The organism is Apilactobacillus apisilvae (genome assembly GCF_023380225.1).
GTDB classification, from domain to species: Bacteria; Bacillota; Bacilli; order Lactobacillales; family Lactobacillaceae; genus Apilactobacillus; species Apilactobacillus apisilvae.
Map to the genome: position 1 here is coordinate 979,382 of NZ_CP093362.1, position 23,683 is coordinate 1,003,064.

General features: G+C 34.9%; 18 protein-coding genes and 3 rRNA genes. 7 read left to right on the top strand and 14 right to left on the bottom strand.

Annotation, left to right across the window (positions count from 1 at the left end; all coding sequences use genetic code 11):
- Nucleotides 1–47: 47 nt before the first annotated feature.
- The 3 genes from rrf to MOO46_RS05035 form a co-directional block, all read right to left on the bottom strand.
- Nucleotides 48–164, bottom strand: a 5S ribosomal RNA gene (gene rrf, locus MOO46_RS05025).
- A 69-nt stretch (nucleotides 165–233) separates the two neighbouring features.
- Nucleotides 234–3,152, bottom strand: a 23S ribosomal RNA gene (locus tag MOO46_RS05030).
- A gap of 227 nt (nucleotides 3,153–3,379) precedes the next feature.
- Nucleotides 3,380–4,952, bottom strand: a 16S ribosomal RNA gene (locus MOO46_RS05035).
- Together the 16S, 23S and 5S rRNA genes form the textbook arrangement of a ribosomal RNA operon.
- A gap of 546 nt (nucleotides 4,953–5,498) precedes the next feature.
- Between MOO46_RS05035 and MOO46_RS05040 the strand changes: the two genes are divergently transcribed.
- The 3 genes from MOO46_RS05040 to MOO46_RS05050 all read left to right on the top strand — a co-directional run bounded on the left by MOO46_RS05040 (nucleotide 5,499) and on the right by MOO46_RS05050 (nucleotide 7,564).
- Nucleotides 5,499–6,677 (top strand): thiolase family protein, encoded by a 1,179-nt coding sequence (locus MOO46_RS05040; RefSeq protein WP_249510603.1) that lies wholly within the window; start codon nucleotides 5,499–5,501, stop codon nucleotides 6,675–6,677.
- Nucleotides 6,678–6,822: 145 nt separating this feature from the next.
- The gene (locus MOO46_RS05045) at nucleotides 6,823–7,356 is read left to right on the top strand and encodes a GNAT family N-acetyltransferase (RefSeq protein ID WP_249510604.1); all 534 of its coding nucleotides are present in this window, start codon (nucleotides 6,823–6,825) and stop codon (nucleotides 7,354–7,356) included.
- A 16-nt stretch (nucleotides 7,357–7,372) separates the two neighbouring features.
- Entirely contained in the window at nucleotides 7,373–7,564 is a 192-nt protein-coding gene (locus MOO46_RS05050; protein ID WP_249510605.1) for a hypothetical protein, read from the top strand.
- 34 nt (nucleotides 7,565–7,598) lie between these two features.
- On the opposite strand, the gene MOO46_RS05055 is transcribed toward MOO46_RS05050, so the two are convergent.
- Nucleotides 7,599–8,153, bottom strand: coding sequence for a L,D-transpeptidase (locus MOO46_RS05055; protein ID WP_396121421.1), 555 nt, complete (start codon nucleotides 8,151–8,153; stop codon nucleotides 7,599–7,601).
- 271 nt (nucleotides 8,154–8,424) lie between these two features.
- Nucleotides 8,425–9,399 carry an AEC family transporter gene (locus MOO46_RS05060; RefSeq protein WP_249510607.1) on the bottom strand — a complete coding sequence of 325 codons (975 nt, stop codon included), beginning with the start codon at nucleotides 9,397–9,399 and terminating at the stop codon, nucleotides 8,425–8,427.
- Between the two features lie 713 nt (nucleotides 9,400–10,112).
- Here MOO46_RS05060 and MOO46_RS05065 point away from each other — a divergent pair.
- From MOO46_RS05065 to MOO46_RS05075, 3 genes are all read left to right on the top strand, one after another.
- Nucleotides 10,113–11,447, top strand: a complete 1,335-nt coding sequence (locus MOO46_RS05065) for a dihydrolipoyl dehydrogenase family protein (RefSeq protein ID WP_249510608.1) — start codon at nucleotides 10,113–10,115, stop codon at nucleotides 11,445–11,447.
- A 144-nt stretch (nucleotides 11,448–11,591) separates the two neighbouring features.
- Nucleotides 11,592–12,932, top strand: coding sequence for a dihydrolipoyl dehydrogenase family protein (locus tag MOO46_RS05070; RefSeq protein WP_249510609.1), 1,341 nt, complete (start codon nucleotides 11,592–11,594; stop codon nucleotides 12,930–12,932).
- 89 nt (nucleotides 12,933–13,021) lie between these two features.
- Entirely contained in the window at nucleotides 13,022–13,684 is a 663-nt protein-coding gene (locus MOO46_RS05075) for a DUF975 family protein (RefSeq protein WP_249510610.1), read from the top strand.
- Between the two features lie 65 nt (nucleotides 13,685–13,749).
- Here MOO46_RS05075 and MOO46_RS05080 read toward each other — a convergent pair whose 3' ends face one another.
- Entirely contained in the window at nucleotides 13,750–14,181 is a 432-nt protein-coding gene (locus MOO46_RS05080) for a universal stress protein (RefSeq protein WP_249511708.1), read from the bottom strand.
- A gap of 45 nt (nucleotides 14,182–14,226) precedes the next feature.
- Complete coding sequence (locus MOO46_RS05085; RefSeq protein ID WP_249510611.1) at nucleotides 14,227–15,786, bottom strand: Nramp family divalent metal transporter; 1,560 nt, start codon at nucleotides 15,784–15,786, stop codon at nucleotides 14,227–14,229.
- Between the two features lie 269 nt (nucleotides 15,787–16,055).
- Here MOO46_RS05085 and ade point away from each other — a divergent pair, with 269 nt between their 5' ends.
- Entirely contained in the window at nucleotides 16,056–17,729 is a 1,674-nt protein-coding gene (ade, locus tag MOO46_RS05090) for an adenine deaminase (RefSeq protein ID WP_249510612.1), read from the top strand.
- 31 nt (nucleotides 17,730–17,760) lie between these two features.
- On the opposite strand, the gene MOO46_RS05095 is transcribed toward ade, so the two are convergent.
- The 7 genes from MOO46_RS05095 to MOO46_RS05125 form a co-directional block, all read right to left on the bottom strand.
- Entirely contained in the window at nucleotides 17,761–18,360 is a 600-nt protein-coding gene (locus MOO46_RS05095) for a cation transporter (protein ID WP_249510613.1), read from the bottom strand.
- Nucleotides 18,350–18,658 carry an ArsR/SmtB family transcription factor gene (locus MOO46_RS05100; RefSeq protein ID WP_317619363.1) on the bottom strand — a complete coding sequence of 103 codons (309 nt, stop codon included), beginning with the start codon at nucleotides 18,656–18,658 and terminating at the stop codon, nucleotides 18,350–18,352. Before MOO46_RS05100 ends, MOO46_RS05095 begins: the two co-directional genes overlap by 11 nt.
- Nucleotides 18,659–18,743: 85 nt before the next feature.
- The gene (locus MOO46_RS05105) at nucleotides 18,744–19,547 is read right to left on the bottom strand and encodes a sulfite exporter TauE/SafE family protein (RefSeq protein WP_249510615.1); all 804 of its coding nucleotides are present in this window, start codon (nucleotides 19,545–19,547) and stop codon (nucleotides 18,744–18,746) included.
- A 165-nt stretch (nucleotides 19,548–19,712) separates the two neighbouring features.
- Entirely contained in the window at nucleotides 19,713–20,519 is an 807-nt protein-coding gene (locus MOO46_RS05110) for a sulfite exporter TauE/SafE family protein (RefSeq protein ID WP_249510616.1), read from the bottom strand.
- A 158-nt stretch (nucleotides 20,520–20,677) separates the two neighbouring features.
- The gene (locus tag MOO46_RS05115) at nucleotides 20,678–21,919 is read right to left on the bottom strand and encodes a S1C family serine protease (protein WP_249510617.1); all 1,242 of its coding nucleotides are present in this window, start codon (nucleotides 21,917–21,919) and stop codon (nucleotides 20,678–20,680) included.
- A gap of 75 nt (nucleotides 21,920–21,994) precedes the next feature.
- The gene (locus MOO46_RS05120; protein WP_249510618.1) at nucleotides 21,995–22,807 is read right to left on the bottom strand and encodes an MBL fold metallo-hydrolase; all 813 of its coding nucleotides are present in this window, start codon (nucleotides 22,805–22,807) and stop codon (nucleotides 21,995–21,997) included.
- 29 nt (nucleotides 22,808–22,836) lie between these two features.
- Nucleotides 22,837–23,673, bottom strand: a complete 837-nt coding sequence (locus MOO46_RS05125; protein WP_249510619.1) for a two-component system regulatory protein YycI — start codon at nucleotides 23,671–23,673, stop codon at nucleotides 22,837–22,839.
- Nucleotides 23,674–23,683: the final 10 nt, after the last annotated feature.

The following is a 23,683-nucleotide window of genomic DNA, read 5'->3' on the forward strand; positions in this document are numbered from 1 at the left end:
TTTATATAAAAAAAGAGTTTTCGATAAATATCGAAAACTCTAAAATTGCGCGGCAACTTCCTACCCTTGCAAGAGGCGATCCTCTAACTACTCTCGGCGTTTAGAAGCTTAACTACTGTGTTCGGCATGGGAACAGGTGTATCCTTCTAGCTATCGCCACCACACTATTTTTCTAAAAGAACTTCGTTCTTTCAAAACTAGATATTATCATTTCTAAATGAGAACAACCTTACTTGGTTAAGTCCTCGACCAATTAGTACTAGTCCGCTCCATACATCGCTGCACTTCCACTTCTAGCCTATCTACCTAATCATCTCTTAGGGATCTTACTTCCATAAAGGAATGGGAAATTTCATCTTGAGGTGGGTTTCACACTTAGATGCTTTCAGCGTTTATCTCAACCATACATAGCTACCCAGCTGTGCCCCTGGCGGGACAACTGGTACACCAGCGGTATGTCCATCTCGGTCCTCTCGTACTAGAGATAGCTCCCCTCAAATTTCCTACGCCCGCGACGGATAGGGACCGAACTGTCTCACGACGTTCTGAACCCAGCTCGCGTACCGCTTTAATGGGCGAACAGCCCAACCCTTGGGACCAACTACAGCCCCAGGATGCGATGAGCCGACATCGAGGTGCCAAACCTCCCCGTCGATGTGAACTCTTGGGGGAGATAAGCCTGTTATCCCCAGGGTAGCTTTTATCCGTTGAGCGATGGCCCTTCCATATGGTACCACCGGATCACTAAGCCCGACTTTCGTCCCTGCTCGACCTGTCTGTCTCGCAGTCAAGCTCCCTTGTGCCTTTACACTCTGCGAATGATTTCCAACCATTCTGAGGGAACCTTTGGGCGCCTCCGTTACTATTTGGGAGGCGACCGCCCCAGTCAAACTGCCAATCAGACACTGTCTCCCACCACGATAAGTGGTGCGGGTTAGAGTGTTAGCACAGCGAGGGTAGTATCCCAACAATGCCTCCACCGAAACTAGCGTTCCGGTTTCTACGGCTCCTACCTATCCTGTACAAGCTATGTCAACACCCAATATCAAATTACAGTAAAGCTCCATGGGGTCTTTCCGTCCTGTCGCGGGTAACCTGCTTCTTCACAGGTATCTCAATTTCACCGAGTCTCTCGTTGAGACAGTGCTTAGATCGTTACGCCTTTCGTGCGGGTCGGAACTTACCCGACAAGGAATTTCGCTACCTTAGGACCGTTATAGTTACGGCCGCCGTTTACTGGGGCTTCGTTTCTGAGCTTCGCCGAAGCTAACTCATCCACTTAACCTTCCAGCACCGGGCAGGCGTCAGCCCCTATACTTCATCTTACGATTTTGCAGAAACCTGTGTTTTTGATAAACAGTCGTCTAAGCCTTTTCACTGCGGCTGCACGTAGTGCAGCACCCCTTCTCCCGAAGTTACGGGGTCATTTTGCCGAGTTCCTTAACGAGAGTTCACTCGCTCACCTTAGGATACTCTCCTCGACTACCTGTGTCGGTTTGCGGTACGGGTAGTTAATTACTCACTAGAAACTTTTCTCGGTAGTGTGACGTGGCTTACTTCCCTACTTAAATTCGGTCCTCATAACAGCTTGTCAACCCGCTGAAAAGCATTTCACTCTTCAACTGACTTGCTGCTTGAACGCACATCCAATAGTGCGCACAAGTTAGCCTCCTACGTCCTTCCATCGTTCAAACATAATTAACTAGTACAGGAATATCAACCTGTTATCCATCGCCTACGCCTCTAGGCCTCGGCTTAGGTCCCGACTTACCCTGGGAGGACGAGCCTTCCCCAGGAAACCTTAGTCATTCGGTGGATTAGATTCTCACTAATCTTTCGCTACTCATACCGGCATTCTCACTTCTAAGCGCTCCATCAGTCCTTACGGTCTAACTTCGTTGCCCTTAGAACGCTCTCCTATCACATGACTACGTCATGTCCACAATCTCGGTAATATGCTTAGCCCCGGTAAATTTTCGGCGCAGAATCACTCGACTAGTGAGCTATTACGCACTCTTTAAATGGTGGCTGCTTCTGAGCCAACATCCTAGTTGTCTGTGCAACTCCACATCCTTTTCCACTCAGCATATATTTAGGGACCTTAATTGGTGGTCTGGGCTGTTCCCCTTTCGACGGTGGATCTTATCACTCATCGTCTGACTCCCGGACATATAAATCAATGGTATTCGGAGTTTATCTGAATTTAGTAACCCATGACGGGCCCCTCATCCAAACAGTGGCTCTACCTCCATGATTCTAAATCCGAGGCTAGCCCTAAAGCTATTTCGGAGAGAACCAGCTATCTCCAAGTTCGTTTGGAATTTCACCGCTACCCACATTTCATCTCAGCACTTTTCAACGTACACGAGTTCGGCCCTCCGGTGCGTTTTACCGCACTTTCAGCCTGAACATGGGTAGATCACCTGGTTTCGGGTCTATCTCAACATACTCAAACGCCCTATTCAGACTCGCTTTCGCTACGGCTCCGGTCTTATCCACCTTAACCTTGCATGTTAACATAACTCGCCGGTTCATTCTACAAGAGGCACGCTATCACCCATTAACGGGCTCTAACTGTTTGTAAGCACATGGTTTCAGGAACTATTTCACTCCCCTTCCGGGGTGCTTTTCACCTTTCCCTCACGGTACTGGTTCACTATCGGTCACTAGGGAGTATTTAGCTTTGGGAGATGGTCCTCCCGGATTCCAACGACGTTCCACGTGTGTCGCTGTACTCAGGATCCTGAACTGAGGTTAAACAATTTCGTCTACGGGGCTATCACCCTGTATCGCCTAGCTTCCCAGCTAGTTCGACTATTGTCTAACTTGGTAACTCAAATGTTCAGTCCTACAACCCCAAAGAGCAAGCTCTTTGGTTTGAGCTGTTCCCCGTTCGCTCGCCGCTACTTAGGGAATCGAAATTTCTTTCTCTTCCTGTGGGTACTTAGATGTTTCAGTTCCCCACGTCTGCCGCCAAATTAGCTAATTAATTCACTAATTGGTGATAACCGATTAAGGTTATCGAGTTTCCTCATTCGGAAATCTCCGGATCAAAGCTTACGTACAGCTCCCCGAAGCATATCGGTGTTAGTCCCGTCCTTCATCAGCTCCTAGTGCCAAGGCATCCACCATGCGCCCTTCATAACTTAACCTGTTCATCACTTCGTGATGTTTGGTTAATTGAGTATAATACGAATAAAACTTTTTAAAAAACTCAAAATAACGCGGTGTTCTCGGTTAAAATTGTATTTAATACAAATTTTAATGTTAATTTTAGAAATTAATAATATCTAGTTTTCAAAGAACCAAGTTTAAGAGTAGACCTCTCAAAACTGAATAAGATTGATTAACCTAATGTAAGTTTCCGTAATATCCTTAGAAAGGAGGTGATCCAGCCGCAGGTTCTCCTACGGCTACCTTGTTACGACTTCACCCTAATCATCTGTCCCACCTTAGACAACTAGCTCCCGAAGGTTACTCCATCGTCTTTGGGTGTTACAAACTCTCATGGTGTGACGGGCGGTGTGTACAAGGCCCGGGAACGTATTCACCGTGGCATGCTGATCCACGATTACTAGTGATTCCAACTTCATGCAGGCGAGTTGCAGCCTGCAATCCGAACTGAGAATGGCTTTAAGAGATTAGCTTGACCTCGCGGTTTCGCGACTCGTTGTACCATCCATTGTAGCACGTGTGTAGCCCAGGTCATAAGGGGCATGATGATTTGACGTCATCCCCACCTTCCTCCGGTTTATCACCGGCAGTCTCACTAGAGTGCCCAACTTAATGCTGGCAACTAATAATAAGGGTTGCGCTCGTTGCGGGACTTAACCCAACATCTCACGACACGAGCTGACGACAACCATGCACCACCTGTCATTCTGTCCCCGAAGGGAACACCTAATCTCTTAGGTTGGCAGAAGATGTCAAGACCTGGTAAGGTTCTTCGCGTAGCATCGAATTAAACCACATGCTCCACCACTTGTGCGGGCCCCCGTCAATTCCTTTGAGTTTCAACCTTGCGGTCGTACTCCCCAGGCGGAATGCTTAATGCGTTAGCTGCGGCACTGAAGGGCGGAAACCCTCCAACACCTAGCATTCATCGTTTACGGCATGGACTACCAGGGTATCTAATCCTGTTCGCTACCCATGCTTTCGAGCCTCAGTGTCAGTAATAGACCAGACAGCCGCCTTCGCCACTGGTGTTCTTCCATATATCTACGCATTTCACCGCTACACATGGAGTTCCACTGTCCTCTTCTATACTCAAGTTCTTTAGTTTCCGCTGCACTTCCTCAGTTGAGCTGAGGGCTTTCACAACAGACTTAAAAAACCACCTGCGCTCGCTTTACGCCCAATAAATCCGGACAACGCTTGCCACCTACGTATTACCGCGGCTGCTGGCACGTAGTTAGCCGTGGCTTTCTGGTTAAATACCGTCAAAGCGTAAACAGTTACTCTTACACTTGTTCTTCTTTAACAACAGAGTTTTACGAGCCGAAACCCTTCTTCACTCACGCGGCGTTGCTCCATCAGACTTGCGTCCATTGTGGAAGATTCCCTACTGCTGCCTCCCGTAGGAGTCTGGGCCGTGTCTCAGTCCCAATGTGGCCGATTACCCTCTCAGGTCGGCTACGTATCATCGCCTTGGTGGGCTTTTATCTCACCAACTAGCTAATACGCCGCGGGTCCATCCTAAAGTGATAGCAGAGCCATCTTTCAAGTTGGAACCATGTGGTTCCAACTAATTATACGGTATTAGCACTTGTTTCCAAATGTTATCCCCTGCTTTAGGGCAGGTTACCCACGTGTTACTCACCAGTTCGCCACTCGTCCCGAATCCAAAAATCTTTTATGCAAGCATAAAATCAAATTGGGAGGACTCGTTCGACTTGCATGTATTAGGCACGCCGCCAGCGTTCGTCCTGAGCCAGGATCAAACTCTCATCTTATAGATGAAAAGCTTTTCTAGCTCATCAAATTAATTGTTTTTAAAAGCGAATTGACTTCGCTGTGTTTTAATTTCCTATAATCTAAATTATAAGAATCCTTACACATCATCGATTATCAATCTTGTTCAGTTTTCAAAGATCTACTCATTAGTTATCCGCTTACTTGAAGCAGCTTTTTAATTATATCATGTTAAAAACTTAATGTCAACAACTTTTTATAATTATTTTTTATCGCCGTTTGCTTTATCAGCAACGCAACAATAAACATTATGCCATCCTCACAAGCAAAAGTCAACAACTTTTTATAATTATTTTTTTAATAACTAACTTGTTATTTTTGACGACAAACAATATAATAACAAGTTAAATAATAAAAGTCAACAAGTTATTTTATTTGATGTGTCGCCTAAATGACAACAGAAGTAATAATATCAATAATAAATTGAAAGGTCAATAATAAATTTATAAAAAATTAAATAAATTACAACAAATATTTTTTCATAACATTTATAATAAAATTTATTAATAAAAAAGGAGCCCATAATATTGGAAAAAGTAGTTATTGTTGCATCAAAAAGAACTCCAATTGGTAAAATTAATGGTTCATTAAAGAACTTATCATCAGTTGATCTAGGAACTATCGTTACAAAAGAAGTTATCAAGCAGGCAAAAATAAGACCTGAAAATATTGATCAAGTTATATTTGGAAACGTATTACAAGCTGGTGCTGGTCAAAACATATCTAGACAAATTGAAATTAATTCTGGAATCCCCTATTCAAGTACAGCAAATACAGTAAATCAAGTTTGTGGATCTGGTTTAAAAGCCGTAAGAAATGCACAAGCAGCAATTGCAATGGGTGATGCCAAAATAGTTGTTGCTGGTGGAGTAGAAAGTATGTCTAACGCACCATTTTTAAATACCAATATGCGAAAGGGGCATAAATTTGGCAATGTATCGTTAATCGATTCTATTTACAATGACGCATTAATGGATGCATTTAGCAAACAGCCAATGGGCGTTACTGCAGAAAACGTTGCTAAAAAATATGAAATTAGTCGTGAAGAGCAAGACAAATGGGCATATAAATCACACATGCGAGCTATAAAAGCAAATGAAAATGGTTACTTAGCAAACGAAGTTGTTCCAGTTGAAGTTAAGAATAGAAAAAGTTCATTCATATTTAATAAAGATGAAAACATAAGAGAAGATACTAATATAGAAGCTTTAGGAAAATTAAAGCCTGCTTTCAAAGAAAATGGTACTGTCACAGCAGGGAATGCAGCCAGTTTAAATGATGGTGCATCTGCATTAATATTGATGAGTGAATCTGAAGCTAAAAGATTAAATATAAAGCCATTGGCTGTGATTGATGATTATGCAGAAGCCGGTTGTGATCCAGACTATATGGGATATGCTCCATATGATGCAACTAAAAAATTGTTCAGTAAACTAAGTATTAAAATGGAAGATATTGATTTAGTTGAGTTAAATGAAGCATTTGCTGCACAAGTACTAGCAGTAGCAAAAAATTATCATATAAACGAAGATAAATTGAATATATCTGGTGGTGCTATTGCTATGGGGCATCCCTTAGGTGATTCAGGTGCTAGAATTATTGGAACCCTTATCTATAACTTAAAACGCAAAAAGTTAAAAAACGGTTTAGCTACCATTTGTATCGGCGGTGGTATGGGGATGGCAATGAAAATAACTTTATTATAAAAGTCGTTCAGTTTACTAAGTTATAATTTGTTGTATCCTATATATTAGGAGTCTAATTTATTCGTTGCATTTAAGAATAAATTTATATATACTCTTAAGTTATGGTTTTTATAAATTAATAATTAATCTTAAAGGAAGTGTTAAAATGCCTGCAACATACTTAAGAAAGTCAGAAGAAAAGGATTTACCAGAAATTTTAGATATTATCCATTCCGCTATTTCATATTTAGGTGAACAAGGAATTGATCAATGGCAACATGGTTATCCTGCTGATGAAGACTTAAAAAAAGACATTGAAGATGGAATCAACTATGTATTAGTAACTGATGGCAATATTGCTGGAACCGCAACTATTCATCAAGGAATTGATCCTAACTATTTAAAAATTGAAGATGGCGAATGGGTAAATGGTTCAGAAGCCCATTATGCAGCTATTCATCGTGTTGCTATTTCAAACAAATTCCGTGGTCAACATCTTTCACAGAAATTAGTAAGTGGTTTAATCACAGTTTCAACTGTTCTAGGATTTAAAGATATTAGAATTGATACTCATCCGGAAAACAAGGCTATGCAACACGTTATCACCTCAAATGGTTTTGAAAAACGTGGAACTATTCATATGCGTGAAAATGGTCATCCTTGGACTGCTAGATACGCTTACCAATTATTAACTAAATAAAAAAGGTGGCTAAAATATGATGGCTAGTGACTTTTCAGTCCAAATTAAGTTAATTATTATGTATGCAATTGGTGTTATTGCAATGTTAGCATTATTAGGCATTATTTATTATAAACAAAGAACCCTATTTACTAAAAACACAACACCATTGCTAATAGTTTCAATCATAATGATTGCAATTTTAGTCATTGTAATTACTTTACCTTAAAAAAGCGTTGATACGAAATGTATCAACGCTTTTATTATTTGATCTCAACTTTAGTTCCAAAAGGAACATGTTGATTTATCCATTTTGCATCGGGAACCGATAAACGAATACAACCATGTGAGTTAGCTTTCTTGCCTAATTGATGTGCATCTTTCATTAAATACTTGCCAGCTTTATTAACCGGAACACTATGGAACAAGTAGATTCCATGATCTTTCCACGAAGTCCAATAGTTAGCTCCTTCACCAGAAGCGGCATTGTAAAAATGACTACCACGTTCAGCTTGAATACTGTAAGTTCCACGAGGAGTCATGTTATCACCATTATCACTACCAGTTGAGCAATACATAGTGTACAATACCTTATTTTTAGAGCTCATTACGTAAACTCGTTGTTTTTTGATTGATACTAAAAGCCAATTGTTATTTTTAATATTCATATCAGGATATGGCTTATTCTCTGATGATTTTCTCCAATCAATTTTTGGAGCGTTTTTAATTTGATGATTAATATTTTGAGAGCTAGTAGAATTGCTACTTGATACAGAACTTGCTTTTTTATCATTGTTACCACATGCAGTTAAAAACATCGTAATCGCTAAAAATGATAATACTAAATTAATTAGTTTATTTTTACTAATCTTCAATTATATTCATCCCTTAAAATTACTTTTAATAACAAATCACGTAAACTGCAATCGCAATGATAATTGCAATCGCAATCAATATATAACATAACTTTTCAAACATATAAATTCCTTCTTTGTATGCGACGTTAATTATTTAAAATTTTATTCCAACAAATAAACATTGTCAATTAAACAAAAAAAGCTGTTGATTTAATCAACAGCCCTTTTCGATCTATATAAATTGAACAATTGCCATTAAGATAGGGATAACAACAATAAATAAAATAGTTGATGTTGTAACAATGTTAGTTGCGTACTTAACGTCACCATGAGCTTCAGCTGCTAAAATTGGTAAAACAGCTAACATTGGAGTAGCAGATTGTACAATCATAGTTTGATTAAACATTGATGGTAGTGAAACGCCACCGTGCATAGCCAATACTAAGATTCCAACCATTACAGCGGGTGCTATAATAAAACGACCAATTAAAGCAACAACTGTATCACGATCAAATGAGATGCTCTTTAATCCAGCATCAGCTAAAACAATTCCAATGTAGATTAGTGATAATGGAGTAACTAAACTACCTACATATGATAAAGTTTGTGAAATAAATGGAACTTGTAATACTGGAATGTTTAATAGTAGGAAAATTAAAGCAACAATAAAACCAACTAGTGGCATTGGAAGTACTTGCTTCAAATTAATCTTATTGTGTCCTTTTGGTTGATCCTTTTTAGTTGGATCATCATTACTAATCAAGAACACACCAAATGCCCAAGTAGAAACAGTGTTAATAATGTAGTAAACCAAGAAGTAAGTCATTGAATCATTACCGAACAATGCTAAGTTTAAAGGCAATCCAATAAAAATAGTGTTGGCATTTACAATCGCGTTAATAAATACACCACGACGACCAACCCTAATTTTCATAATTTTTACAAGAGCAAAAGCTATAATATAACCAATTACTACTGATATAATTCCCCAAATTAGATAACTACTAAAGCCAACTAATTTATCACGAGTTAATTTATTTAAAACTGCAACAAAAATAGAAGCTGGTAAAGCAATGTTCTTAATTAATTTAGAAATATTTTTACTAAATGTGTCAGCAAACCAACCAGTCTTTCTTAGGACATATCCTAAAATCATGATTAGCACAACTACTAGGACACTTTGAATCGATGTGAAAAATACACCCATATATAACCCCTCCAATGAAAATTTTCATTTAATAATTGCTTTCATTAATAATCATTGAAGACTATAAAACATCCATAAAGTTATAGTCAAAAGATAAGTTTGTTATAAATAAATTTTATATGTGATTTAAGAACATCTATACAGCACTATTTATTACGTTTATTTTTACGATTAATAATAAACATAGTTGTTAAAGTTGATACTAAAAATAAAATAACTACAAATGCAATAATGTAAATAATTCCTAGAAAAGTCATAAATATAACGCTCCTTAAATAAATTCTTTTACAAATTATATATTAAAAAACATAAAATGAAAATTTTATTAATATATCTTGCATTTAATTTCAGATTATGGTTTAATATAAATTGTTGATTGGTAATTAAATTAATTCAATATTATGAGCTGTTAGCTTAAGGTAAAAGCACTCAGTCCTTTGCTGAGAAGATGGTGTTCAAAGCATCACAGCTCACTAACCAAAGTACTTTGAAGATTTGATTTTTGGAGTACTTTTTTATTAATATTGTTTTTATTATATCTCACATAAAAAAATGCACGCAATTAATTTTGTGTGCATTTTTTCTTTTAGTAGTCACTTTTAATATTATGTTGTACTCTAATTAATCTAAGGCCAAATGTTTGAAAAAATATGATCAACTGTTTATATTGTATTTAAGAAATGAAAAATTTTAAATGTTAGGAATGATTATTTATGACTGAAAAATATGATTACGATGTATTATATATTGGTGCAGGTCATGGTACTTTTGATGGTGCAATGCCTTTAGCAGCTAAAGGATACAAAATCGCAGTCGTTGAAGCTGATAAAGTTGGTGGAACATGTCCTAATTGGGGCTGTAATGCCAAAATCGCTTTAGACATTCCAGTTCAACTAACTGAAACACAAAAGAGATTAAAGAACATTATCAATGGAGAAACTTCTATTGATTGGAAAGAAAACATGAAAAACAAACACGCTGTAATTGATGGACTTCCTGGTGCAATTGGTGGTTTTATCGAATCAACAGGCATTAATTTGATTCATGGTTTCGCTAAATTACAAGATAACCATACAGTAGTTGTTGATAATAAAGAATATACAGCTGATAAAATTGTTATAGCAACTGGATTACGTCCTAACCGTTTAGATGTTGAAGGTAAAGAATTGGCTCATGATTCTAAAGACTTCTTGAACCTAGATGAAATGCCTAAACATGTAAGCATTATTGGTGCCGGTTATATCGCAATGGAATTTGCAACCATTGCTAACGCTGCTGGTGCACAAGTTACTGTTTTGATGCATGGTGATAAAGCCCTTCGTCAATTTAACCAAGAATATGTTCAAGCAGTAGTTAAGGACTTAGAAGATAAAGGTGTTCGTTTTATTAATAATGCTAAAATTAAAGGTTTTGCTCAAAAGGATGACTGTGTAACTGCCGTTCAATTAGATAATGAAGATGTTCGTACCGACTATATTTTAGATGCAACTGGTCGCATTCCAAATATTGAAAACATCGGTTTGGATGAAGTTGGGGTTAAATATGACCATCGTGGAATTAAAGTAAATGATCACTTGGCAACTAACGTTGATAACATTTATGCTTCCGGTGATGTTGCTGATACTGGTGAACCTAAGTTAACCCCTACTGCTATCTTTGAATCTCAATATTTAACTAGTCTATTTTCTGGAGAAACAACTGATGCAATTGACTTCCCTGCCATTCCTTCAGTTGTATTCACAACTCCTCGAATTGCTCAAGTTGGTGTTTCAGTTGATGAAGCGAAGAATAGTGATGAATATACGGTTGAAGAACACGATATGACATCAGATTGGTATCGTGCAATTACCAAAGAACAAATCGCTAAACGTGCATATGTCTTTGATAAAGAACACCACTTAGTTGGTGCTACCGAAATCTCTGATCAAGCTGATTCAGTCATTGATTCCATTCTACCTGCCATTGCTCTAAAACTAGATAAAGAACAAGTAAGTCGTATCGTTCACTTATTCCCATCAATTGGTAGCGATGCATGGCAACATATCTAATAATTTAATTTTTAACGAAAAAAAGTATATAAAAATACGCCATCAAGTGGCGTATTTTTTGTTTCTTCAAGTGTATGTATTTGTTTATCTGGTTACATTATTGTATTTTTAAAATATATACATATGATAAATGGAGGAATTGACATGCAAAATAACAAATATGACTATGACGTTATATATATTGGATCAGGTCACGCTGCTTTTGATGGCGCTAAAAAATTATGTAAAAAAGGCTTTAAAATTGCTTTCGTTGAAGTAGTTGCTGTTGGTGGAACATGTCCTAATTGGGGCTGTAATGCCAAAATAACTTTAGATTTACCAATTACTTTAGCTAAAAAACAACACCGAATGAGTGACATTGTTGAAGGTGATACTAAGATTAATTGGAATGCTAACATGAAAAATAAACACGCAGGTATCGATAGCATCAAAGTAAATCGTGAAGCTACCATGAAAGATTTAGGCATGGATGTAATTCATGGATTTGCTAAATTTACCAATAATCATACAATCGAAGTTGCTGGTGAACACTACACTTCAGATAAATTAGTAATCGCCACTGGCTTAACTCCAAATAAAGTTGATGTTCAAGGAACCGAACTATCACATGACTCTAAAGATTTCTTAAATCTAGACGAAATGCCTAAATCAATGGCAATTGTTGGAACTGGCTATATCGCAATGGAATTTGCTACTTTAGCTAATGAATCTGGTGCTGATGTAACAATGTTAATGCATGGTGACAAAGCATTACGTGGCTTTTACCAACCATATGTTAAACAAATTGTTAAAGAAATGGAAAATGATGGCATTAAATTCATTAAGAATGCTGACATTCACGCTTTTAGTCAATCTGATAACGGATATACAGTAAATTATGGCGATAAAAAAGAATTAAATGTTGAATGGATTTTAGATGCTTCTGGTCGTGTTCCAATGGTTCATAATATGGGACTAGAAGATATTGGCGTTAAATACGATGACAAAAAAGGTGTTATAGTCAACGAATACTTACAAACTTCAGTCGATAATATTTATGCTTCTGGGGATGTTGCCGCTACCGGTCAACCTAAATTGACCCCTACAGCTACCTTTGAATCCGGTTACTTAAAGCATTTATTTGCTGGCGAAACTGATCAACCCATTGATTTTCCAGCAATTCCGTCAGTAGTATTTACTTCACCAAGAATTAGCCAAATGGGTGTTTCAGTTGATGAAGCAGCAGCTAGTGATCAATATACGATTGAAAAACATGAAATGGCTAGAAGTTGGTTTAGACAAGCAACTAAAGAAAAGATTGCTGAAAATGCATACATCTTTGATCAAGAACATCGATTAGTTGGATTTACTGAGATTTCTGATCAAGCTGATAATGCAATCGATACAATTGTTCCAGCTGTAAACATGCATATGAATGAAGAAGAAATTGAACGTAATGTTCACCTCTTCCCTTCAATTGGTCATGACACTTGGAAAAATCTATAATACGGTAAAAGACTCTTTAGCTAGAAAGGTTAAAGAGTCTTTTTATATATAGTATAATGTAAACAATTATTATATCAGGAGGGATTTTCGTGAATCGTCAACAATTAAAGGGAGAATCACATCAAATCCTAAGTCAACATTTTGGATTCTTCTTTATGCTATTTATTCCATATTTTATTTTAAGATGGATTGCATCATTTACCAGTAGTAGAAGTGTTATTTTAGAACCAAATTATAATTACCCATTTAGTTATGATTATCACGCACTAACTGCATCGTATATTTTTATTTTTATTGCAGTATTATTTACTTTAAGTGCATTCTTTAATCTACTAGATGTATGGCGTAATCAAAGTGATTTTGAAAATGGCTTTGGTAAATCATTTAATATATTGAACAGTCAAAGAGTATTTTGGGGTTCAATTGGAATTATGATTGTAACATTTATCTTAGTATTTCTTTGGTCATGTTTATTATTTATTCCTGGCATCATTAAATCATTTTCATATTCTCAAGCAATTTATATTTATCGTGATGCTGCTAAGAATGGTAAGCCAATCGGGATTATGGATGCCATCACTAAGAGTCGTAAATTAATGGATGGTTATAAAGTTGATTACTTCGTTCTACAACTAAGTTTTATTGGTTGGTGGTTACTATCATTTATCACATTAGGACTTGCTGCTATCTATGTAACCCCTTACTACTATCTAACAATGTCCAATTATTATATAAAATTACTGAATAAGTAGACAAAAGCACCACTAAGAAATTACTCTTAGTGGTGTTTTTTGTACTAATAATTTATTATTACAAATTATCTGATAACCATAACTGATACTGGTGAGTATTTAGCCATATATGCAGCTTGACTACCAAAATGTCTAGATAATCCCTTTTTGGATTCTGATCCAACAATTAATAGATCTGGATTTACCTTAGGGATAACATCTTTAACAATTGTTTCTCCTGCTTCACCTTGTGATGCGATAACTTCAACGTTTTTTACGCCAGCAGATTCAGCGGTTTCTTTATATTTATTAATATGCTTTTCTAAATCTTCATATTTACCGTGAACATATTTACCAGATAAAGCTTGGTAAATATTAATATCCTCATCTTCAAGGACTGAAACGATTGTTAATTTAGCATCTTCTTGCTTAGCACGCGCAATCGCATACTTAAAGGCTAAAATTGCATCGTCTGAGTCATCTACAGCAACAAGAATATTTTTGAAATCGATATCCATATCCATGTTTTTCATATTTATGCCTTCTATTCTTTAATTATTTTATTATGAACGAGAATTAATAAAACGCTTGTTGCCACGATGTAGTTCAGTAAGCGTCCAGATTAATAATAGAACTATTAAAATATTAATAATCCAAGCAAGAATTCCAGCTTGACTTTCTTGTGCAGCAGTAGGATTATCGCCGTAAAAACCAGCAATTGAATCCTTCATATTATATAAGTTCAAGAAAGTTAATGTTAAGACTGAAACCCAGCCACAAATTTTAACCCAAACAGTATTTTTAAAACGATTACCCATTTCCCATTTACTGTTAGTCATCATTAATAATGGAAGCATTGAGAATGGTAAAGCAAACGCTAAGAAAATTTGTGAGTTTTCGATTAAATCATTAATAGCAGCATGTTGTTTCAAAGTAGATTCGCCAGAAGTCATAAGTACACAAATCAATACAGGAATAACTGAAATTAGACGAGTAATTAAACGACGTGCCCATAGTGGAACCTTTAGGTTAATAAAGCCTTCCATAATAACTTGTCCAGTTAAAGTACCAGTAATGGTGGAATTTTGACCAGAAGCAAGTAAAGCAACAGCGAATAATGTTGATAAAACACCAGATTTAGCAACACTAATTAAAATAGGGTTGGATAACATCTTAGTATTATTCAAAGCATCAAATAATCCAAAGAATGAAGTATCTTGAACGGCACCTGATTTAAATACCGCAACCCCCATAATTAGTAGTAAAGCATTAACAAAGAATGCAAAGGTTAATTGAATATTGGAATCCCATGTTGTAAAACGAATCGTTCTTGCAACATCTTCTTCATCTTTACGATTAATCTTACGAGTTTGTGAAATAGCTGAATGTAAGTATAAGTTATGTGGCATAACTGTTGCACCAATAATACCTAAAGCACCAGATAATGGTGTCATACCAGCAACTTCATGACCAGTTGAAATAGTCTCGGGAACTGGGAGTAAGCCCTTCATTGCACCGACCCAATCAGGATTAGATAATACAACTTGATATACGAAAACTAATAAAATAACAATAATCAAGCATACAACAATTGCTTCGATTTTTCTAAAACCAATTTTTGTTAATAATAGCAAAATCAATACATCAAAAACGGTTAAGAAAACAGCAACAGTTAGCGGAATATTAAATAATAAATATAACGCAATCGCTCCACCAATAACTTCGGCGATATCAGTGGCCATAATAGCTAATTCTGTCATAATCCATAAAACAATACCTAATGTTTTACTAGTTCTGGCACGGATTGCTTGTGCCAAATCCATCTGACTCACGATTCCAAGTTTAGCTGCCATGTATTGTAATAACATCGCAATCAAACTTGAAATTAAGATAACAGACATTAATAGATAACCAAAGTTTTGACCTCCGGTAATTGAAGTCGCCCAGTTACCTGGATCCATGTAGCCAACAGCTACTAAAGCTCCTGGTCCAGAATATGCGAATAAAGTTTTCCAAAAACTCATATTCTTAGGAACGGAAATTTTTCCGTTTATTTCATCTAAAGAAGGACCATTTGCGTACTTTACAAACCCCTTCTTGTCGTGTGAATTATTTTCACTCACAAAAATTCACCCTTTCCATAAATTAAAAGAAGTCTTCCATAAGACAGATAATATTATAGCATACGTTTCAATAAGTTGAAAAGGTTTTTTAGGCAAAGCTAATCTTTTTGACAATTTAACTTAAAATGTTAATCAATGATAGTTTAATGATTATTTTCAATTATGTATACTACAAAATACGAACTATTATCAAATTTGACAAATTATAGTTAATGTTTCATAATGTTTGATAATTTTACTCGTAAAAAATAAAGGATGGAATTATCATAATGCAAACAATCGATTTAGTAATTAATAATGGTAAAGTGTTAAATGTTTTTAGCAAAAAATTTGAAAAAGAAAATTTATTTATAAATCAAGGTAAAATTATTGATGAACCTAAAAATAATTACAAAGCTATCAAAAGTATTGATGCTAAAGGTCAATATTTAGTCCCTGGTTTCATCGATTCACATGTCCATATCGAAAGTTCATTAGTAACCCCTTCTGAATTAGGAAAGGTTATTGTCCCAATGGGGGTGACTTCTGTAGTGACTGATCCGCATGAAATAGCTAACGTTGAGGGAACTAATGGAATTAAATATATGATAAAAGATGCTGAACAATCACCATTAGATGTATTTGTTATGTTGCCATCAAGTGTTCCAGCAACTTCATTTGAACATAATGGTGCTACTTTAGATGCAAAATCATTACGTCCACTTTACAAAGAAACTTCGGTTATCGGTTTAGCTGAAGTCATGGATTACCCAGCTGTCCATAATCGTGATAAAGATATGATGACTAAAATAAATGATGCCATCAATAACGGATACCAAGTTGATGGTCATGGTGCTGGTTTATCAGCTGAGCAACTACGTGAATACAAAGAAGTCGGTATTTCAACTGATCATGAATCAACAAATATAAATGAAATGTATGACCGATTAGATGTTGGAATGAATATATTTTTGCGTGAAGGAACCGTTGAACGTGATTTACAAAATACCATTCAAGCAGTTAATAAAGATAATATTGATAAGTTCTCTTTTTGTACTGACGATAAATTTATTAATACAATCGTCAAAGAAGGTAGCATTAATTTTAATATTAAATTAGCAATCAAATATGGAATTTCACCTGAAGATGCTTATGTTATGGCCAGTTTAAATGCAGCTAAAGCTCATAAAATTAAAGACCTAGGAGCACTTAGCCCTGGATATAAGGCCGACCTTGTAATGGTATCTAATCCAGCAAAAGTTGATGTAAAGCAAGTAATTAAAAATGGACAAGTTATGAATGAAGATAATTTTAAATCTACGCCAATTATTTTTACTAAAAACACCGTACATCAAAGTTTAAAATTAGAAGATTTAAATTTACCACTAGAGGAACATAAAAAGTGTCATGTTATTGGTATTCAACCTAATCACATTGAAACAGATCATTTAATGTTAGATGTGCCTGTTAATAATGGTAATTTCAAAGCTGACTTAGATAATGATGTTCTAAAAATGGTTGATGTTGAACGCCACCATAATTTAGGAACTTTTGGCATTGGTCTAGTCCATGGTTTTAATATAAAACATGGTGCTGTCGCAACAACCGTTGCTCATGATTCACATAATATTGTAGCAGTGGGGACGTCCGACAAAGCTATTTATAATGCAATTCAAGCAATCACCAAAGTGGGCGGTGGAATTGCCGTTGTGGATGATAATAAAGAATTAGCAGTTATGCCACTTCCAGTTGCTGGCTTAATGTCTGATAAGTCTTGGCAAGCAGCTAGTGAAGATTTGAATAGTATTACTGATGCTTTTAAACAAATTAGTGATGACATTGATTTTAATCCTTTTATTACTTTATCGTTCTTAACCTTACCAGTAATTCCAACCATTAAATTAACAGATCAAGGCTTATATGACTTTAATCAACAACAATTTATTGATGTTCAATCTAAATAAAAAGTTCAGTGCTATAATGCACTGAACTTTTTTAATCACCTCTAACACCTTCTAGCCCTTCACTAAAAATAAAGTAAACTAATATCAGCGCAGCGACCGAATCTGCCCACCATAGACCAAATAAAGCATTCAAAACAACACCTACTAGGACAGTTCCAGCAATATAAGCACAAGTAACATTACAATAACTATCTTCAATTAGTGCTTTTGAATTCAATGCTTTACCGTATTGACGCTTTTTAATAATAAAGAATGGCATTATTATCAAAGATAAAATTGCGATTATAATACCTGAAAATGAATCATCAGCCACACCATGGCCAAATAAATTCATTAATGAAGTAATCGTTACATAGATTGATAATAAGATTAAAATTATGCCTACCAAAATAGAAGTAATTCTTTCAGCCTTTTCAATTGATTCATTAGATGCACCATTAATTTGTTTTTTTAGTCGCCAAATTAACATTGATCCAGCAATAATTTCTAAAAAACTATCTAAACCAAAAGCAATTAGTAAGATAGATTTAGCCATAATACCTGAATATAAAGCAATTACAAATTCAATTGCCATCCAAGCAGTGGATAAATATTCAATTTTAATACTTTTATTTACTAAATCATTCTCCATGATGTTTCCCCCCCATAACGTGACTAGAATGTTGAACTGCTTCATTAACAATATCTAAAATATGTGGATCATTTAATTGATAATAAATTGATTTACCATTTCTATTGGCATCAACTAGTTGATGCTTTTTTAATACAGACAATTGATGAGAAACCGCTGATTGTTCCATATTCAATTGATTACTTAATTCATTCACATTCATTGATTTATTTTCTAAATTAACTAACATTTTTAATCGATTAGGATTACTTAATAATTTAAAAATAAGGCTGGCCTCGTCAATATAATCATTATTCACTTTTTTCACTTCCATATGAAAATATTTACATATGAATATTTTATCATATATAATTCAAAATAAAAGGATGATTTATTCATCCTAATTAAAAAATACCAAAAATTTTAACATTATATGCTGATGAAAATTGCGTGTAAGCAAGAATTAAAGCTAACACACCAGTCGTAATTCTAATATATTTAACCGGTAACACTCTAACAATCTTAGGTCCTATGTAACCGCCGATAAAAAATCCAATTCCTAATGGTAATACCAAGATCCAAACAATATGTGCCATAAATGCATAATAAACGGTTGCAACAATATTAGCAGCTCCCATTGCAACATTTCTAATTGCATTACTTACTGTATATTCATTAGAACTAGTTCTTGTTAACAAAACCAAAAGTAAAATTCCAGAAGCAGCACCAAAATAACCACTGTAAGCACCAATCAAGTAAACTAACACGACAATTAAAATATTTTTTAGCCATGAATGTTGATTAACCTGACCTTTTTTTGGTTCAAAGTTATTAGCACCTTCATGATTTGCCTCCTGTTTAGAAGGAATTAAAATCATAATTCCTCCAGCAGCAATAAAAACAGGAACAATATGTGTAAAACTAGATGATGGTAAAGCGGTTAATAAGATAGCTCCAGTAATTCCACCAAAAAATATAATTAACATGGTCTTAAAAAGTTCTTTCCAATGTCCACGTAATTCTTGTGTAGATGAAACAGCTGATCCAATCGAATTAAACATCAACGCTGCCTTATTGACAACATTTGCTGATACAGCAGGTAATCCTGCAAAATATAATAAAGCCGGATAAGATGCGAGTGATGCTAAGCCTGTCACAGTTCCCAAAATTCCAGCAACAATCCCAACAGGAATAAATAATAAAATCACCCATATACTAACACCAAAAATAGTAATTTGAATCGACCTTCTTTTTTTATTTAAATATAATCCTAAATTCAATTTTAACAATTTTATATCAAAAGCCCAAATTGAATGATAATATTATATAAAATATAAAAAGCATACATCACTTGGATGCATACTTTTGAGAGTTTAAAAGAAATAGAATAAATGAATATCATAAGCTGAAACAAATTGTGAATAAGCCAAAGCTAAGGCTAAAATACCGGTCACAATCTTAATTAGTTTAGTGGGTAGGACACGTACTAATTTAGGTCCAACATATCCACCAATTAGAAAACCAATCCCTAATGGAATTGCAAGCTCCCAGTAAATATGGGTATCACCATGTTGTCCATATTTAAATGAGTACAAGATTGTACCAATTACATTAGCGGAACCCATTGCAACATTACGAATTGCATTATAAACAGGGAAAGGCTCTTTACTAGTTCTTGATAATACCGCTAATAAAATAACTCCGGCAGCAGCACCAAAATAACTTCCGTAAATACCAATTACAAAGTAACCTGCAATTAATAAAATATCACTTAACATTTTTTTAGAATGAACTTTAGGTTCTTGAACATCAGTTTCTTGATTATGTTTCTTTTCAGGTAATAAAATACCAATTCCAGCAGCAGCAATAAATACTGGAACCGCATATTCAAAATCTTGTGAAGGTAAATAAGTTAGTAAGATAACTCCTACAATTCCACCAAAGAAAATAATGGTCATAACCTTCATAAGTTCTTTTCCATGGCCTTTTAGTTCTTGTTTAGATGATAGGCCTGAACTAACAACATTAAAAAGTAATGCTGATGTGTTAGTTATATTTGCTGAAATAGGATTTAAAGCCCCACCCGTAAAATATAATAGTGCTGGATAAGATGCTAATGATGCCAAACCAGTAACTGTACTTAAAATTCCAGCAACTATTCCGACTGGAATGAACAACAATAGTGTCCAAACACTAAAACCAAAAATAGTAATAATAAAAAACTCCTTAATATATATAAATTAACAACATTTATATATATTATTACTTTCAAAACAAAAATCAACCAACACAAACTAAAAAAGTACTGATAATATAATAATTATCAGTACTTTCAAGTTTATTGATTCACTTTCAACTGTGATGTATTTTCACTCAACTTAATATTACCTGTATTTAAATGACCTTCACGATAATATTGAACCTGAATACTAGAACCAACCTTTTGGTCATAAAGGATGCTTCTAATCTGATCCTGACTAGTAATCTTCTTACCAGCTAATTCAGTAATTACATCGTATTTCTTTAATCCCGAATTAGCAGCAGGACCATTTTTGGTAACATCAAAGACCACAACACCATTTTCAACTGATGATGGTAGTTTCAATACAGATTTTTGTTGACTGACAGAAATATTAGATAAATTAATATATCTAATTCCTAGTGCAGGACGTTCAATCTTACCATTCTTAACTAATTCATTGATAATCTTAGTAACTTCATTACTTGGAATTGCAAAACCAATTCCTTCAACACTAGTACCTTGGCCATCTGATGATAATTTCATTGAGTTAATCCCAATAACTTGGCCAGCTAAGTTAATTAGTGGTCCACCAGAATTACCAGGATTAATAGCAGTATCAGTTTGAATAACTGAAGCCGTATTACCTGTTTGTTGACCATTAGAACCGGTTAATTGCACTTCACGTTTCTTGGCAGAAATAATACCTTGAGTTAATGAAGAAGCATAAGCTGATCCTAGCGGAGAACCAATAGCTAATGAAGTTTCACCAACATTGATATTATCTGAATTACCAAAACTAGCAATGTCTTTAATTTGGCTACCATTAATTTTCAGTACCGCTAAGTCAGTAACTGAGTCACGACCAACAAGTTTGGCTTCTAATTGTTTACCGTTACTTAATAGAATTTGTAATGCTGAAGCACCGGCAACAACGTGATTATTAGTAACAATATAAGCGGCATCACCGCTCTTTTTATAAATAACTCCTGAACCTTCACTATTAGCTTCTAGTTCACCAGAATTTTTACTACTATTATTGTCACTATCTCCAAACATGGATGCAAATGGATTCTCATTAGTTTGTGCGTGTTTTAAATTAATAACTGATACAACTGAATCCTTAACGGCTTTATATGCCTTTTCAGATTGATTTTGAACATTCACTTTGATGTTAGATGTACCAGTAGTCCCTCCATCATTAGAACCTGTAGGTACAGACGTATCCATCCCTGAATTTTGGAACATTGAAATTCCACCATAAGTAATTCCACCACCAAGTAATCCTGCAACTAATGCTGCAATCACTACTTTGGGAATCAAGTGATTATTATTTTGCATAAATAATCCTCCCACATTTTAACTATATATTTTTATTATAACTTTAAAACTTAAAATTAGCTAAAAAAAGCCTTTTTATAAATTATAAATTGGTGATGCTTTCTCGACGTCAGTATCCAATAAATCAAAATCGTTTCCAACACCAAAATCATTTTCTTCTAACATTGAACTTACTGTTAAATGAGCTAATTCCTTCACATTATTATGATGGCTACGATGTCCAATAAAAATATGCTGAGTATCATTACCAATACAATTCATCAAAGCATTGGCACCAGACTCATTAGATAAATGCCCTTCATCCCCCATAATTCTTTGTTTTAATGACCATGGGTATTCACCACTTCTAAGCATTTCTAAGTCATGGTTACATTCAAAAACATAAGCATTAGCATCTTTAATTACACCTAAGATTTTATCAGATACATATCCGACATCAGTAATTACAACAAAACTACTATTATTATGATGAAAATTATAGAATTGAGCTCTAGCAGCATCGTGTGAAACGGCGAAGCTTTCAATATCTAAGTCGCCAAATGAAATTGTCATATTAGGTGGAAAAATATTTTTTTGTGAGCTGGAAACTTTTCCAATTGTTGAAGCCATCGCATCCCACGTTTCTTGATTAGCATAAACATTTATTTGGGGATATTTTCTAGCCAAGATTCCAACACCCTTACTATGATCGGTGTGTTCATGACTAACCAATAGCATATCAACATCAGCTAAATCGCGGTTAATAGAATTCATTAACTTTTTGATTCGAATGCCACTTAAACCAGCATCCAATAAAACTTTATGCTGATTAGTTTCAATATAGGTAACATTTCCACCACTTCCACTGGATAGGACACTAATTTTCATAGAATCAGCATCATTTTTCATTCGCAAGTCCTCATTTCTATAATCTAATCTCAATTAACACTCTCACTAGCAGATTTGGTACTACCACTACCGTCCAAAATCGCTCCAGTATAAGCATTAATTCTTTTAATGGTTTCATTTGAAGAATTGTCAGTATTAAAAGAAATCACCCAAGTTGGAATTAACACCTGGTTGTCCTTAATTGATAATAACCTAGTGTAATACAAATGAATCCAATTAATTTTAGAATTATTAGGAATTTCATTATACTGATACAACCAAACTAATGATCTTGTTTTAGAAATAACATCGGATTTTTCACGAAGAATCTTAATATCATCCAAGTAACTTTGAGTATAACCAGTTAGTAAATGATCGTCACTAATATCAAATTGAATTTTTCCACGAGTACTTGAATAAACATGCCTATCCTCAGCTTTTTGCAGATAAACAATTGCATTACTATTGGACAAACTCTTACTATATTCATAATCATTTCCATGAGAAACGAAGCTAGATTGCTTAATTAATTGATTTAATTTATCAACCGTATCATCAATATTGTCAGATATATAAATTTGACGTTTAAAGTTACTTCTTAAAATATTATTACTATAAGATGTTTTTTGATTATCTAAGTTCTTAGCATCTTTTTCTAAACTATTGTTTAAAGTGGCGGATAAATAATACCCAGTTAATTTATTTTCTGATAAATTGGGTTTGATATTAATTTGATCATTCTGCATCTGTTTAACAATATCACTATCATTACCCTGATTAATATTTTCACTTTGTAGTGAAGCATTTTGATGAAACATTGAAAACAAAAAAATATCAATCATTACAAAAATAACCAAAAATATTAGCTGAATCTTTTTAAAATCCATTTAAAGCTCA